General features: G+C 71.9%; 12 protein-coding genes. 9 read left to right on the top strand and 3 right to left on the bottom strand.

Annotated elements, in window-relative coordinates; all coding sequences use genetic code 11:
* Window positions 1-6: 6 nt before the first annotated feature.
* Complete coding sequence (gene paaK / locus ACWGIH_RS05370) at window positions 7-1,293, bottom strand: phenylacetate--CoA ligase PaaK (RefSeq protein ID WP_453449535.1); 1,287 nt, start codon at window positions 1,291-1,293, stop codon at window positions 7-9.
* A 177-nt stretch (window positions 1,294-1,470) separates the two neighbouring features.
* On the opposite strand from paaK, the gene ACWGIH_RS05365 reads away from it, so the two are divergent.
* Entirely contained in the window at window positions 1,471-2,136 is a 666-nt protein-coding gene (locus ACWGIH_RS05365) for a chorismate mutase (RefSeq protein WP_453449536.1), read from the top strand.
* Window positions 2,137-2,187: 51 nt separating this feature from the next.
* Here ACWGIH_RS05365 and ACWGIH_RS05360 read toward each other — a convergent pair whose 3' ends face one another.
* The gene (locus ACWGIH_RS05360; RefSeq protein WP_453449537.1) at window positions 2,188-3,798 is read right to left on the bottom strand and encodes an acyl-CoA synthetase; all 1,611 of its coding nucleotides are present in this window, start codon (window positions 3,796-3,798) and stop codon (window positions 2,188-2,190) included.
* Between the two features lie 176 nt (window positions 3,799-3,974).
* Here ACWGIH_RS05360 and ACWGIH_RS05355 point away from each other — a divergent pair, with 176 nt between their 5' ends.
* The 6 genes from ACWGIH_RS05355 to ACWGIH_RS05330 all read left to right on the top strand — a co-directional run bounded on the left by ACWGIH_RS05355 (window position 3,975) and on the right by ACWGIH_RS05330 (window position 9,574).
* Window positions 3,975-4,775: a crotonase/enoyl-CoA hydratase family protein gene (locus tag ACWGIH_RS05355; protein ID WP_453449538.1), complete on the top strand. Its 801-nt coding sequence runs from the start codon at window positions 3,975-3,977 to the stop codon at window positions 4,773-4,775.
* Between the two features lie 123 nt (window positions 4,776-4,898).
* The gene (locus ACWGIH_RS05350; RefSeq protein WP_453449539.1) at window positions 4,899-5,858 is read left to right on the top strand and encodes a Zn-ribbon domain-containing OB-fold protein; all 960 of its coding nucleotides are present in this window, start codon (window positions 4,899-4,901) and stop codon (window positions 5,856-5,858) included.
* Window positions 5,859-6,935, top strand: a complete 1,077-nt coding sequence (locus ACWGIH_RS05345; protein ID WP_453449540.1) for a thiolase domain-containing protein — start codon at window positions 5,859-5,861, stop codon at window positions 6,933-6,935.
* A 17-nt stretch (window positions 6,936-6,952) separates the two neighbouring features.
* On the top strand, window positions 6,953-8,119 hold the full coding sequence (locus ACWGIH_RS05340) for a thiolase domain-containing protein (RefSeq protein ID WP_453449594.1): 1,167 nt from the start codon (window positions 6,953-6,955) through the stop codon (window positions 8,117-8,119).
* Window positions 8,120-8,226: 107 nt separating this feature from the next.
* Window positions 8,227-8,490 carry a DUF397 domain-containing protein gene (locus tag ACWGIH_RS05335; RefSeq protein ID WP_336605706.1) on the top strand — a complete coding sequence of 88 codons (264 nt, stop codon included), beginning with the start codon at window positions 8,227-8,229 and terminating at the stop codon, window positions 8,488-8,490.
* 169 nt (window positions 8,491-8,659) lie between these two features.
* Window positions 8,660-9,574 (top strand): universal stress protein, encoded by a 915-nt coding sequence (locus tag ACWGIH_RS05330; RefSeq protein ID WP_453449541.1) that lies wholly within the window; start codon window positions 8,660-8,662, stop codon window positions 9,572-9,574.
* A gap of 50 nt (window positions 9,575-9,624) precedes the next feature.
* Here the strand turns inward: ACWGIH_RS05330 and ACWGIH_RS05325 are convergent, their stop codons facing one another.
* Complete coding sequence (locus tag ACWGIH_RS05325; protein WP_453449542.1) at window positions 9,625-10,356, bottom strand: leucine-rich repeat domain-containing protein; 732 nt, start codon at window positions 10,354-10,356, stop codon at window positions 9,625-9,627.
* 206 nt (window positions 10,357-10,562) lie between these two features.
* Between ACWGIH_RS05325 and ACWGIH_RS05320 the strand changes: the two genes are divergently transcribed.
* Both ACWGIH_RS05320 and ACWGIH_RS05315 read left to right on the top strand, forming a co-directional pair.
* On the top strand, window positions 10,563-13,454 hold the full coding sequence (locus ACWGIH_RS05320; RefSeq protein WP_453449543.1) for an ATP-binding protein: 2,892 nt from the start codon (window positions 10,563-10,565) through the stop codon (window positions 13,452-13,454).
* Between the two features lie 95 nt (window positions 13,455-13,549).
* Window positions 13,550-14,050, top strand: coding sequence for a hypothetical protein (locus tag ACWGIH_RS05315; protein ID WP_365817703.1), 501 nt, complete (start codon window positions 13,550-13,552; stop codon window positions 14,048-14,050).
* Window positions 14,051-14,179 lie beyond the last annotated feature (129 nt).

Below are 14,179 nucleotides of genomic sequence, written 5' to 3'. Positions count from 1 at the left end.
TCGCGGTCACTTGTCGCGCAGGTCCACGATCCGCTTGAACTTGCCCACCGACCGCTCGATGGTCTCCGGATCGACGATCTCGACCTTCACCGAGACGCCGATGCCGTCCTTCACCGCCGACGCGATCTCCCGGGCCGCCGCCACGCGCCGCTCGGGAGGCGTGTCCGCGCGGGACTCGGCCCGGACCGTCAGCGCGTCCATGCGGCCCTCGCGCGTCAGGCGCAGCTGGAAGTAGGGGGCGACGCCCGGTGTCCGCAGGACGATCTCCTCCACCTGCGTGGGGAAGAGGTTCACGCCGCGCAGGATCACCATGTCGTCCGAGCGGCCCGTGACCTTCTCCATCCGGCGGAAGACCCGTGCGGTGCCGGGCAGGAGGCGGGTCAGGTCGCGGGTGCGGTAGCGGACGACGGGCATGGCCTCCTTGGTGAGGGAGGTGAAGACCAGCTCTCCGCGCTCGCCGTCCGGGAGGACCTCGCCGGTGATCGGATCCACCACCTCCGGATAGAAGTGGTCCTCCCAGATGTGCAGGCCGTCCTTGGTCTCCACGCATTCCTGGGCGACTCCGGGGCCGATGACCTCCGAGAGCCCGTATATGTCGACCGCGTCGATGGCGAACCGCTCCTCGATCTCGTGGCGCATCTCCTCCGTCCACGGTTCGGCGCCGAAGATGCCGACCTCGAGCGACGTCGTGCGCGGGTCGACGCCCTGGCGCTCGAACTCCTCCAGAAGCGTGAGCATGTAGGACGGCGTGACCATGATGATCTCGGGGCGGAAGTCCTGGATGAGTTGGACCTGCCGTGCCGTCATGCCGCCGGACGCGGGAATCACCGTGCAGCCGAGCCGCTCGGCGCCGTAGTGCGCGCCGAGCCCGCCGGTGAACAGGCCGTAGCCGTACGCCACATGGACCTTGTGACCGGGACGGCCGCCCGCCGCGCGGATCGAGCGGGCGACGACGTCCGCCCACATCGACAGGTCCTGTTCGGTGTAGCCGACCACGGTGGGCCGGCCTGTGGTGCCGCTGGACGCGTGCAGGCGTCGTACCTCGGACTGCTCGACCGCGAACATCCCGAAGGGGTAGTTGTCCCGCAGGTCGGTCTTGGCCGTGAAAGGGAAGCGGGCCAGGTCGGCGAGCGTGCGGCAGTCGTCGGGGCGCAGGCCCGCCTTGTCGAACGCCGCCCGGTAGAAGGGCACGTTCTCGTACGCGTGCAGCAAGGTGTCCTGGAGGCGCTCCAGTTGCAGCGCCTCCAGCTCCTCGCGCCCGAGGCGCTCCGCCGCGTCCAGCATGGCCGTCATATGCGGTTTCTCCCGTCCCAAACGGGCGACCGATCATTCGGTCGTCGATCTTCCGTCAGGGTCAGTAATCCAGCCGCGGAGGCGGCCGTCAAGAGATCGCGCACGGCGGCCTTGAGCTGCGGCGCGACGGCCGAACGGCATTGTCCGGGCGTGGCGTGGGATGTGATGATCGCCCTCATGCCGACATTCAGGGGAATCGCTGTGCGTCCCGTCTCGTCCGTGAGGCGTCTGCTTGCCGTCGGGGCCGTGGCGGCGGCCCTGCTCGCCGGAAGCGGGGGCGGGAGCGGGGTGGCGGTCGCCGCTTCCCCGGCGCCGCTGCCTGGCGTGTCGTCGTCCGTCCCCGCGGGGGCTTCGTACGCCCGGCTCCACTCGCTGGTCGATCTGGCCGCCCAGCGCCTGGCCACCGCCGATCTCGTGGCCGCGGCGAAGTACGGCACGGGCAGCCCCGTCGACGATCCGGCGCGTGAGCGGCAAGTACTCGACGACGTCGCGCGCCAGGCGCGGGAGCTGGGCGCCGACCCCGAGGCGACCGTGCGGATCTTCCGGGACCAGATCGAGGCCAACAAGGTGGTGCAGCGGGAGCTGCACCGGCGGTGGGACGCGGATCCTTCGCAGGCGCCTACCCCGCAGGAGCGGCCTGACCTCGCGGAGGTGCGCGTGGAGATCAACCGGGTGAACGGGGAGTTGGTGCGGGGGATCGCCGACTCTTCGGGTGCGCGCGCCGCGCCGTCCTGTCATGGGCTTGTGACTGCGGCGGGCGTACGGGTGCGGGGTGAGCGGCAGCTTGACGCGCTGCACGTCGTGGCCCTGGGGCGGGCGCTTCCGTCCGTCTGCTCGGACTGACGCCCCTCCGACCACCGCTGAGCGCCAGGTCTCTCCCGCCCACCCGACCGATTACCCCGCGGCCACCGCTTTCGCCCACCGGTAGTCCGCCTTGCCGCTCGGTGAGCGTTGGATCTCGGGGGTGAAGACCACGGCGCGGGGGATCTTGTAGCCGGCGAGGCGGGTGCGGCAGTGGGTCTGAATGGCTTCGAGGTCCAACGGGGCGGCTCCGTCCCGTAGTTGGACGACCGCGGCCACGCGGTTGCCCCAGCGCTCGTCGGGGACTCCGGCGACCAGCGCGTCGTACACGTCCGGATGGGACTTGAGCGCCTGCTCGACCTCCTCCGGATACACCTTCTCGCCACCGGTGTTGATGCACTGCGAGCCCCGGCCGAGGACGGTCACGATGCCCTCCTCGTCGACCGTGGCCATGTCGCCGAGCAGCACCCAGCGCTCCTCGCCCTTCTGGAAGAACGTCTCGGCGGTCTTCGCCGAGTCGTTGTAGTAGCCGAGCGGTACGTGGCCGCGCTGGGCCAGGCGGCCCACGACACCCACCGGCACGGGCTCGTGGGTGGCCAGGTCCACCACCTGCGTACGTTCGTTGACCTCCAGGCGGAAGCCCTTCTCCGGGCCCGAGTCGTCCGTCGCCTTGCCGTTGGAGCCGGACTCGGAGGAGCCGAAGTTGTTCAGGAGCAGGACGTCGGGGGCCAGTTCCTGGAACTGGGCGCGCACCGTCTCCGACATGATCGCCCCGGAGGACGAGACGCTGAAGAGCGACGACAGGTCGGTTCCCTTGAGCGGGCCGTGCAGGGCGTCGATGAGCGGCCTGAGCATCGCGTCGCCCACCAGCGACACACTGGAGACCTTCTCCCGCTCGATCGTGCGGAGCAGCTCCTCGGGGACGTACTTGCGGTGAATGGCCACCCGCTGGCCGTAGTTGAACGCGATGAACGACGTCAGCGTCGAGGTGCCGTGCATCAGCGGGGGAGCGGGGAAGAACGTGATGCCGGGGCCGCCCGCCGCGACGCGCTCCGCCAGTTCCTCGGGCCGCTTCACCGGCTCGCCCGCGGGCTCGCCGCCGAAGAGCCCGGCGAAGAACAGGTCCTCCTGGCGCCACATGACGCCCTTGGGCATGCCGGTGGTGCCGCCGGTGTAGATGATGAACAGGTCGTCCGCCGAGCGCGGACCGAAGCCGCGCTCCGGCGAACCCGCCGCCTCAGCCTCGGCGAAGGCCACCACGTCGAGCGCGGGCGCGTCGGCCGGCGGGGTCCCCACCCGCACCAGATGCCGCAGCTTCTCCGTGCGCGGCAGCGCCGCCGCGACCCGCTCGGTGAACTCCGCGTCGAAGACGAGCGCGGCGAGGTCGGCATCGCGGTAGAGGTAGACCAACTCCTCTTCCACGTAGCGGTAGTTGACATTGACGGGAACCAGGCGTGCCTTGAGGCAGGCGAGGACGGTCTGGAGGTACTCGACGCCGTTGTAGAGGTGCAGCCCCAGATGCTCGCCGGGCTTCAGGCCGCTGTCGATCAGATGGTGTGCGATGCGGTTGGCGGCCCGGTCGAGCTCGGCGTACGTCAGCCTGCGTTCCGCCCCGGTACCGGGGTGATCGATGTACACGAGCGCCTCGCGGTCGGGGACCACGTCGACGACCGACTCGAACAGGTCGGCAAGGTTGTACTCCACCGCTCCTCCTGACCCCGGCGTCATCTCTTCTGGCGGTCATCAGAGCAGAGGCGTCAGCAAGTGGGAAGGGTCCTCGTGCAAGAAAACTGACTGTCTGTCAGAAAACTCTTGAACTGGCTCCCCGCCTACTGCAACCTGTTCCAGGTCCGAAGCCGACAGCAAGAAGGAGCACGGCTATGGGTGGGACGGAACATCTCGCTGTGCAGCGCGAAGGCGCCACACTGATACTCACGCTCAACCGGCCGGAGGCGAAGAACGCGCTCTCGCTGCCGATGCTGGTGGGCCTCTACGACGGGTGGGTGGCCGCCGACGAGGACGACGCGATCCGCTCCGTCGTGCTCACCGGAGCGGGCGGCGCGTTCTGCGCCGGCATGGACCTCAAGGCTCTCGCGGGCAAGGGCATGGACGGTGAGCGCTACCGAGACCGGATGAAGGCCGACCCCGATCTGCACTGGAAGGCGATGCTGCGCCACCACCGCCCCCGCAAACCCGTCATCGCCGCGGTCGAGGGGTACTGCGTCGCGGGCGGCACGGAGATCCTCCAGGGCACGGACATCCGCGTCGCCGGCGAGTCCGCGGCGTTCGGCCTCTTCGAGGTCAAGCGCGGCCTGTTCCCGATCGGCGGGTCGACCGTGCGCCTGCCGCGCCAGATTCCCCGTACCCACGCCCTGGAGATGCTGCTGACCGGGCGGCCCTACACGGCGGCCGAGGCCGCGTCGATCGGTCTGGTCGGTCACGTCGTCCCGGACGGCACCGCCCTGGAGAAGGCCCTCGCCATCGCCGAGCAGATCAACGCGTGCGGGCCGCTCGCCGTCGAGGCGGTCAAGGCGTCCGTGTACGAGGCCGCCGAGATGTCCGAGACGGACGGCCTCGCGGCGGAGCTGAAGCGGGGGTGGCCGATCTTCGACACCGCCGATGCGAAGGAGGGCTCCAGAGCCTTTGCGGAGAAACGTGACCCGGTGTTTCGGCGGGCCTAGGTCGACGGCCACCCGCCGGCCGGTGGGGGCTGGTCGCGCAGTTCCCCGCGCCCCTTACGGGGCGCCCCTGTCGTTCCCGAACGGGGCGATTTTCTTACCCTGCTGAGAAACGGAGTTCTGCTCATGGCATCCACTCCCTCACCCGAAGTGCTGCGCGCGCCTCTCGTCGTCGAATTTCCCTTCACCCGGTCCCTCGGGCCCGTGCAGAGTGCCTTTCTCACCGGGCTGCGCGAGCGCACCGTACTCGGCGTGAGGACCACCGACGGGCGCACGCTCGTCCCGCCCGTCGAGTACGACCCCGTCACCGCCGACGAGATACGCGATCTGGTCGAGGTCGCCGCCACCGGCACCGTCACCACCTGGGCCTGGAACCACGAACCCCGCAGGGGGCAGCCCCTGGACACCCCCTTCGCCTGGGTCCTGGTGAAGCTCGACGGCGCCGACACCGCCCTGCTGCACGCCCTGGACGCGCCGGGCCCCGACGCCGTCAGGACCGGGATGCGCGTCCGGATCCGCTGGGCCGGCGAACGCGTCGGCGCCATCACCGACATCGCCTGCTTCGAGGCGGACGCCGATGCCGCGGTGGGGCAAGCCGGCCCGCACACAGGAGAGTTCAGCGACCCGGTCACCGGCATCGTCGCCCTCGCGCGCCTCGACTACACGTACGCGCCCGGCCGCGCCCAGACCGCCTACATCAAGGCACTCTCCGAGCAGAAGACCGTCGGCGAGCGCTGCCCCTCCTGCCGCAAGGTCTACGTACCACCCCGCGGCGCCTGCCCCACCTGCGGTGTCGCCACGGCCGAACGGGTCGAGGTCGGGCCCCGCGGCACGGTCACCACGTACTGCATCGTCAACATCAAGGCGAAGAACCTCGACATCGAAGTGCCCTACGTGTACGCGCACATCGCCCTCGACGGCGCCGACCTCGCCCTGCACGCCCGCATCGCGGGCATCCCCTACGACCAGGTCCGGATGGGCCTTCGCGTCGAGCCGGTGTGGACCGAGGGCGCCCGCTTCCCCGACCACTACCGGCCCACGGGCGAGCCTGACGCCGACTACGACACGTACAAGGAGCTGGTGTAGATGCCGTCCGCCAAGCCGTCGGTGATGCGTCCCGTCCGGGACATCGCCATCGTGGCCTTCGGCCAGACCGACCACCTGCGCTCCACCGACGAGCTCTCCGAGGTGGAGATGCTCATGCCGGTCCTGCACCAGGTCCTCGCCGCCACCGGCATGAAGACCAGCGACATCGGCTTCACCTGCTCGGGCTCCTCGGACTACCTCGCGGGGCGCGCCTTCTCCTTCACGATGGCGCTCGACGGGGTGGGCGCCTGGCCGCCGATCTCGGAGTCGCACGTCGAGATGGACGGCGCCTGGGCACTGTACGAGGCGTGGACCAAGCTGCTCACCGGCGAGGCCGACACCGCGCTCGTGTACTCCTACGGCAAGTCGTCCCCCGGGTCGGTGCGCGACGTGCTGACCCGACAGCTCGACCCGTACTACGTGGCTCCCCTGTGGCCGGACTCGGTCGCCCTCGCCGCACTCCAGGCGCAGGCCCTGATCGACGCGGGGGACGCCGACGAGCCCGCGCTCGCCGGGGTCGCGGCGCGCAGCCGACGGGACGCGTCCGACAACCCGCACGCGCAGCTGCGTGGAGCGGTCCCCCAGGGCGACTACCTCGTGCGTCCCCTGCGTACCGGTGACTGCCCGCCCATCGGGGACGGCGCCGCCGCCGTGATCCTCGCGGCGGGGGACCGGGCCCGTGAGCTGTGCGAGCGGCCCGCGTGGATCCGGGGGATCGATCACCGCATCGAGGCGCACGGCCTCGGCGTGCGCGACCTCACCGACTCGCCGTCCAGCCGCCTGGCCGCCGAGCGCGCCGGTGCCTTCGAACGGCCCGTGGACACCGCCGAGTTGCACGCGCCGTTCACCTCCCAGGAGCTCGTCCTGCGCAAGGCGCTGAAACTGGGCGACGACGTCGCGGTGAACCCGTCGGGGGGCGCGCTCGCCGCGAACCCCGTGATGGCCGCCGGACTGATCCGGCTCGGCGAGGCCGCCGCCCGCATCCACCGCGGCGAGTCGGACCGGGCCCTCGCGCACGCCACATCAGGCCCGTGCCTGCAGCAGAACCTGGTCGCCGTCCTCGAAGGGGAGTCGTGATGAGTGGGGTGAGCGGGATGGGCAAGGAGCCCGTGGCCGTCGTCGGGATCGGCCAGACCAAGCACGTCGCCGCCCGGCGGGACGTGTCGATCGCGGGCCTCGTCCGAGAGGCTGCCCAACAGGCGCTCGCGGACGCCGAGTTGACGTGGGCCGACATCGACGCCGTGGTCATCGGCAAGGCGCCGGACTTCTTCGAGGGCGTCATGATGCCCGAGCTGTATCTCGCCGACGCGCTCGGCGCGGTGGGCAAACCCATGCTGCGCGTCCACACCGCGGGCTCCGTCGGCGGCTCCACGGCCCTGGTCGCCTCGAACCTGGTCGCGGGCCGCGTCCACGGCACCGTGCTCACCCTCGCCTTCGAAAAACAGTCGGAATCCAACGCGATGTGGGGGCTCTCCCTCCCCATCCCCTTCCAGCAGCCGCTCCTCGCGGGCGCGGGCGGCTTCTTCGCCCCGCACGTGCGCGCGTACATGCGGCGCACCGGCGCCCCCGACACGGTCGGCTCACTCGTCGCGTACAAGGACCGCCGCAACGCCCTGAAGAACCCCTACGCCCACCTGCACGAACAGGACATCACCCTGGAGAAGGTCCAGGCTTCGCCGATGCTCTGGGACCCGATCCGCTACTCCGAGACCTGCCCGTCCTCCGACGGGGCCTGCGCGATGATCCTCACCGACCGTGCGGGCGCGGCCCGTTCGCCCAGGCCGCCCGCCTGGATGCACGGCGGCGCCATGCGCAGCGAGCCGACGCTCTTCGCGGGCAAGGACTTCGTGTCGCCGCAGGCGGGCAAGGACTGTGCCGCCGACGTCTACCGGCAGGCGGGCATCACCGACCCGCGGCGCGACATCGACGCCGTCGAGATGTACGTGCCGTTCTCCTGGTACGAGCCGATGTGGCTGGAGAACCTGGGCTTCGCCGAGGAGGGTGAGGGCTGGAAGCTGACCGAGTCGGGCGTGACGGAGCTGGACGGGGATCTGCCCGTCAACATGTCGGGCGGCGTCCTTTCCACCAATCCCATCGGCGCCTCGGGCATGATCCGGTTCGCCGAAGCGGCACTTCAGGTGCGTGGCCAGGCCGGCGAGCACCAGGTCGAGGGGGCCCGCAGGGCGCTCGGACACGCCTACGGAGGCGGCTCGCAGTTCTTCTCCATGTGGCTGGTCGGCGCGGAGCCGCCCACGACGTGACGGGTGTGCCGCGCCGGACGGGCGGGTGTCCTCCTGCCGCGGCCTGTCCGGTACCGGAACCGAAAGCTAGGCTGGCGGGCGGACGACGCATCGGGAGGAGCACGGACGTGGCCGAAGGCACCATTCAGCAGCATCCGCTCGCAGGTCAGCAGCGCCCGCTCGCGGGCTGGGACAAGCCGGAGCTCGACCTCAGCACAGCGGACTGGCAATCGAGCAGCGAGGGGCGGGGTGATGTGGAGATCGCCTTTGTCGAGGGCTTCATCGCGATGCGCAACGCAGGCCGTCCCGAGAGCCCGTCCCTCATCTTCACTCCGGCGGAGTGGGGAGCGTTCGTGCACGGCGCGCGTGCGGGGGAGTTCGACCTGACGTAGGCCGTGCGGGGCGTTGTGGCCCCTCGTCTCCGGCTGTCGCGACCGCTCGCGGCTCGTGCCGTGCTGACCTGGTGACCTCGGGATCCGCCGTCGGCCCGCCTCCCGGAGGGGGCAGGGACCGGCAGCGGAGCCGGTCGACCTTGGCCTTGCGCCGGAGACGAGGAATGCCATGCGTGACGACGCCCCCGTTGAACCAGTCGCGGCCGCCGACGGACCCGTCGTCGTGGCCGTCGACGGGTCGGCCGGCAGCGACCACGCCCTGGAATGGGCACTGACCGCCGCGCGCCTGCGGGACGCGCCGCTGCGGATCGTGCACGTGCGGCAGTACGCGATGCCGCTCGCCGACGGTCCGTACATGCCGGCCATCGATCACCGCCCGGACGCCGACCCGGTCGTCGACCGGGTGCGCGCGGCCCTTGAGGGGCGGGCCCAGCTCCCCTCGCTGACCGTCGAGGTCGTGGAGGGCAGCCCGGGGCGGGACCTCCCCGGGCTCGGCGACGCGGCGCGGCTCCTTGTCCTCGGGTCACGCGGGCGCGGCGGTTTCGCCAGCCTGCTCCTTGGCTCGAACGGCATCGCGTGCGCGCGGGAAGCGGCGTGCCCCGTGGTCGTGGTGCGGCCGGACAAGGAGCTCACGGCGGGGGCCGAGCCGTGCGTGGTGCTCGGTCTCGACGCGCTTTCCCCGCACGCGTACACGATCGGCTTCGCCTTCGCGGAGGCGGCTCTGCGCGGCGCGGTGCTCCGTGTCGTGTGCGCCTATCCCGGGCCCGTCCTCGTCTACACGGCCACCGGCGACTTCGTGACCTCGGCGGAGGCGGACGCGGCCACCTCGGCGCAGTACACGGAGCTGGCGGGCGAGCAGCTCGCGCCCTTCCAGGAGCGGTACCCGAACGTGCGTGTCGAGAGGGAGGTCCTGCCGGGGGACGCGGCGGGTCTCCTGGTGGACGCCTCGCGGGAGGCGGAGCTCGTGGTGGTGGGAAGACACCACAGCCGCAGGTCGCTGGGGCGGCTGATGGGCTCGGTGACCAACGCGGTGCTGCTGCACGCGAAGGGCGCGGTGGCCGTGGTGCCTCCTGAGCCCCGATAGGGGCCCTGGCCCTGGCGCGGCAAAGACGCGGTCCCTGGCAGCCGGTTCCCTCACCGCAGCACCACGCACCCCCGCCCCTCAAGCCTCCGCAGCAGCTCCTCCGGCACGGCGACCTCGTTCCAGCGCAGGTCCAGCTTCTCCAGCGCGGGCAGGTCGCCGATCCAGGAGGGGAGTTCTCGCAGGCGGTTGGCCCGCAGATCGAGCCGCCGCAGCAGCGGCAGTCCGCGCAAGGCCTCGGGGACATGCCCGAACTCGTTCTCCCGCAGCTCCAGTTCGCGCAGCTCACGCAAGCGGCCGAGCGAGTCGGGGAGCGATGTGAGGCGATTGCCGCGCAGCCACAGTTCACGCAGGGCGTTCAGGGCGCCAAGGGACGAAGGGACCGAGGTGAGGCGGTTGTGCTGGGCGCGCAGTTCCACCAGGGCGTCGAGTGAGCCCAGGGTCTCCGGCAGCGCCGTCAGCCGGTTCTCGCCCACGTTCAGATAGGTCAGCCGCCTCAGGTTGCCCAGGGAGTCCGGCAGCGACGTGAGGTGGTTGTCGTGGACGTAGAGGAAGCGGCTCAGGGCCGTCAGATCGCCCAGCTCCGGCGGGAGCCCGGTCAGGGAGTTGTGGCCCAGGTCCAGTGTGTGCAGCGAGGTCAGGGTGCCGATCCGGGCGGGGAGCCGCGTGAGCGCGTTGTCGGGCAGGAGCAGCACCTCCAGGGACGGGTGGTGCCACACCTCGGCGGGGACGTCGCTCAGGCCGCCGTGCCAGTAGTTCAATACGTTCTCGGAGCCGACCCTCACATGTGGTCCCTTCGTCCGGAGTGGATGACCCAGGGGGCATGTCCATGGCCAGTGGATGTCCATGGACAGGGGATGACCATGCCGCATCGCACCGCTGTGACCGAATCGGCTCCCGGCGGGCGCCACGGGCGTAACCTGAAGTGCCTGAAGTCCAGGGCCCGCGCCGCGAGAGACGCCCGGCGCACCACCGTGGCGAGGGGTGTCCCATGGTGCAACACGGCACCCACGGCAAGCGGATCCTCTTCGAGCGTGAAAGTGAACTCGCTGCGGTCGACGAGGCGTTGAGCGAGCTGTGCGGCCTGTCGCGGGACGGCTCCGAGCCGCCGGACAGGCCCCGCGGCGCCCTCATCGCCTTCGCGGGGCGGGCGGGCCTCGGCAAGACCTCGCTGCTCGCCGAGGCGCGGCGCCGCGCCGTCGCCAAGGGCTGCACCGTGGCGCCGGCCCGCGGCGGCGACCAGGAGCAGCGGGTCGCCTTCCACGTGGCGCGGCAACTGGTCCAGCCGCTGCTCGCCTCCGTCCCGGACGCGGAATTAAGGGACGTGCTCGGCAGTTGGTACGCCATCGTCGGCCCCGCCCTCGGTCTGTGCGCGCCGCCGGACGACGCGCCGCCCGACCCGCAGGGCCTGCGGGACGGCCTCGACTGGGTGCTCACCCATCTCGCCGTCCAGCGCGCCCCGCTGGTCGTCGTGATCGACGACGCGCACTGGGCCGACGCCGAGTCGCTGAGCTGGCTCTCCGCCTTCGCGCCCCGCGCGGAGGCCCTGCCGCTGCTGCTGGTTGTCGCCTACCGCCCCGAGGAACTCCCCTCCCACGCCGAAGAGTTCAGAGGCCTACCAGGACGTGCCGGGCAGCGGCCCATCGGACTCGAACCGCTCAGCGCCACCGCCGTCGCCCACCTCGTACGCGACTCGCTCGGTGCCCGCGCCGACGACGCGTTCTGCCGCGAGTGCTGGGCGGTGACCGCGGGCAATCCGTTCGAGGCCGTGGAGCTGACCGCGAAGGTGCGCGACCGCGGGCTCACCCCGGACGAGGCCGGCGCGCATCTGCTGCGTGATCTCGCCGCGGCCGTCAAGGGCAGCGGCCTCGTCGCCCGTCTGGAGCGCCTCGGCACCTCCACCGTGCGGTTCGCCTGGGCCTGCGCCGTCCTCGGCACCTCGATCTCCCCGGCGCTCGCCGCGACCGTCGCGGGCATCGGCGAGCGCGAGGCCGCCGACTGCGCGGACCGGCTGCGCCGCGCCCGGGTCCTGACCGGCGCCCGCACCCTGGAGTTCGCGCACCCGCTGATCGCCACCGCCGTCTACCGCGCCATCCCCAGCGGTGTACGCGTCGCCCTGCACGGGCAGGCAGCCTGGACCGTGGTCAACGCCGGACTCGGGGCATCCGCCGCCGCACGCCATCTCCTGGAAGTCCACCCCGACGGCGACACCTGGGTCGTGCAGCAACTGCGTGCCGCCGCCCGCGAGACCGTCCGCGCGGGGGCGCCCGACGCCGCACGGCGCTATCTGGCCCGCGCCCTGCGGGAGCCCCCGCGCTGGGAGGACCGTGCCGCCGTCCTCTACGAACTCGGCTGCGCGTCCCTCCTGACCGAACCGGCGACCACCGTCAACCACCTGCGCGCCGCGCTCGAGGAGCCCATCACCGATCCCGTCCTGCGCCACGGCATCGTCTACCGCCTCTCGCAGGTCCTTGCCCACTCCGACCGCCTCGGCGAGGCCTCCGACACCCTCGCCCGCGAGATCCGCCTGACCACCGAGCCCCGGGTGCGGATCCGGATGCAGGCCGAGCAGTTCATGTGGGACGCCTTCCGGGCCGACGAGCCGGACTCGCCCGCCCGTTCACGGCGTCTGGCCCGGCTCGCCGACCGGCTGCCGGGCCACGATCTCACCGAGCGGTACATCATCGGGCTGCGCGCCTGGGACGCGATGCTGCGCGCCGAACCCGCCGCGACGGCCGTGCGCAACGCCGAGCGCGCCCTGGTCGGCGGGCTCGGCTGGGCCGAGGAGTCCCGGGGCTTCGAGGTCCCCGTGCTTGTCGCGCTCACCTTCCTGTACGCCGACCGGCCGGGGCGGGCCGAGGAGCTGTTCGCCGCCGGGATCGCCGACTTCGAGCGGCAGGGCTGGCGCGGCGCCCATCTGTCGTTCGCGTACACGCTTCTCGGGTACGTGCGTTTCCGCCGCGGGCGCCTCGCCGAGGCCGAGGACTTCGTGCGGGCGGGGCTGCGGATCGCCGAACGGGTCGGGCCGGGAACCCCCGCCCACTGGTACGCCGTCGGCATCCTCATCGAGATCCTGCTGGCCCGCGGCCGCCTCGCCGAGGCCACCCGCACCGCCGATGACTACGGCTTCGGGGCGCCGTTCCCCGCGGCCGTCGTCTTCCCCGACGCGCAGGCCGTGCACGGCGAACTGCTGCTCGCCCGCGGTCTCACCAAGGACGCGGCCGCCGAACTCGCCGCGGCGGGGCGCCGCCTCGACCCGCGCGGCATGCGCAACCCCGCCTGGTGCCCCTGGCAGCTGCACCTCGCGCTGGCCGAGGCCGAGGACGCCCCCGAGCGCGCCCTCGCCACCGCGTACGAGGCGGTCCGGCGCGCCCGCAGGTTCGCCACCGCGTCGGCGGTCGGGCAGGCGCTGCGGATCACCGCCGAGGTCGCGTCGGGCTCCGCGCGCCTCAAGCTCCTGGAGGAGTCCGTCAGCCACCTGGAGCGGTCGCCCGCGGCGTACGAACTCGCTTGTGCGCTGGTCGGTCTCGGCGCCGAACTGCGACGCGCCGGCCGCCCCAAGGACGCCGCTGATCCCCTGTACCGGGGGTTGGAGGCGGCCGTCCAGTGCGGCGCCGACGGCCTGGTCGAGCAGGCCCGCGACGAGCTGGCGGCGGCCGGCCTGCGCCCCCGCCTGCTGCACAGCACCGAGACCGAAACGCTCACCGCGCGCGAGCGCACCGCCGCGGCGCTCACCGTCCGCGGCGACTCCGCCTCCCGCATCGCCGAGGAGCTGCGCACCGACGAGCCGACGGTCGTGCGGCTGCTGTCGGCCGTCTACCGGAAAGTGGGAACGGACCACTCCGGTCTCGCCGCCGCACTCGCGCCCCACGACCCCCGCTGACCTCGTGCGGAGCACCGGCCCGCCCTCCTCGCGCCGCGCGCGGACCGGCGCCGCCCCCGCGCCGACAAGCACCGCGGGCCACGTACCATTGGCGCATGTCCTTCCTCCGCCGCCGCAGCTCCGCCACTCCCGCCGGCCCGGACTTCGATGTCCTCGCCATGGACCCGGGTGACTGGCCCGGCAATCTCGGCGCGGGCCTGCTGCCCGCCCCCGACGGCAGCTGCCAGGGCGTCTTCCTGCGCTACGACCTGTTCGGCGGGCGCGGCCCCGCGATGATCATCGGCAATCTGCCCGAGGGCTCCCCGGCGCGCGACACGGCCGACGACGAGGTGCCCTTCGAGGTGGCCCAGCTGCTGCTCGCGCTGGAGAACGACGAGGAGGTCACCGTCGTCACCACCGAGGACATGCCGGTGATGCAGGGCGACAACCTCCTCATCGTGCGCCGCCTGAAGCTTTCGGAAAGCCGTATCTCCTGCGTGCAGTTCGACCGCAGCGACGGCGTCCTTGTCACCATCGCCGCCTGGGACCGGCCGATCACCGACGATCTGTACGCCCTCCTGAAGCCGCTGCCCGCGGAGCTCTTCCAGCAGGGCTGATCCGCCCGGCACCACCGCAGGCCATGTGCCCACCCCTCCGGCCGGAGGGGTGGGTTTTGTCATGTGCCTTGCCAGGCCAGTCATCGGACTTTTAACGTGACCGGTCATGACTCCCGGGATCTCGCGAAG

Source organism: Streptomyces sp. NPDC054872 (assembly GCF_053610705.1).
This window is presented reverse-complemented; position numbering and strand designations above follow the sequence as displayed.

Bases quoted from the DNA above. Each gene is read 5' to 3' on its own strand.
- paaK (WP_453449535.1), bottom strand. From the start codon at position 1,293: ATGACGGCCATGCTGGACGCGGCGGAGCGCCTCGGGCGCGAGGAGCTG.
- ACWGIH_RS05365 (WP_453449536.1), top strand. From the start codon at position 1,471: ATGCCGACATTCAGGGGAATCGCTGTGCGTCCCGTCTCGTCCGTGAGG.
- ACWGIH_RS05355 (WP_453449538.1), top strand. From the start codon at position 3,975: ATGGGTGGGACGGAACATCTCGCTGTGCAGCGCGAAGGCGCCACACTG.
- ACWGIH_RS05350 (WP_453449539.1), top strand. From the start codon at position 4,899: ATGGCATCCACTCCCTCACCCGAAGTGCTGCGCGCGCCTCTCGTCGTC.
- ACWGIH_RS05345 (WP_453449540.1), top strand. From the start codon at position 5,859: ATGCCGTCCGCCAAGCCGTCGGTGATGCGTCCCGTCCGGGACATCGCC.
- ACWGIH_RS05340 (WP_453449594.1), top strand. From the start codon at position 6,953: ATGGGCAAGGAGCCCGTGGCCGTCGTCGGGATCGGCCAGACCAAGCAC.
- ACWGIH_RS05330 (WP_453449541.1), top strand. From the start codon at position 8,660: ATGCGTGACGACGCCCCCGTTGAACCAGTCGCGGCCGCCGACGGACCC.
- ACWGIH_RS05320 (WP_453449543.1), top strand. From the start codon at position 10,563: ATGGTGCAACACGGCACCCACGGCAAGCGGATCCTCTTCGAGCGTGAA.
- ACWGIH_RS05315 (WP_365817703.1), top strand. From the start codon at position 13,550: ATGTCCTTCCTCCGCCGCCGCAGCTCCGCCACTCCCGCCGGCCCGGAC.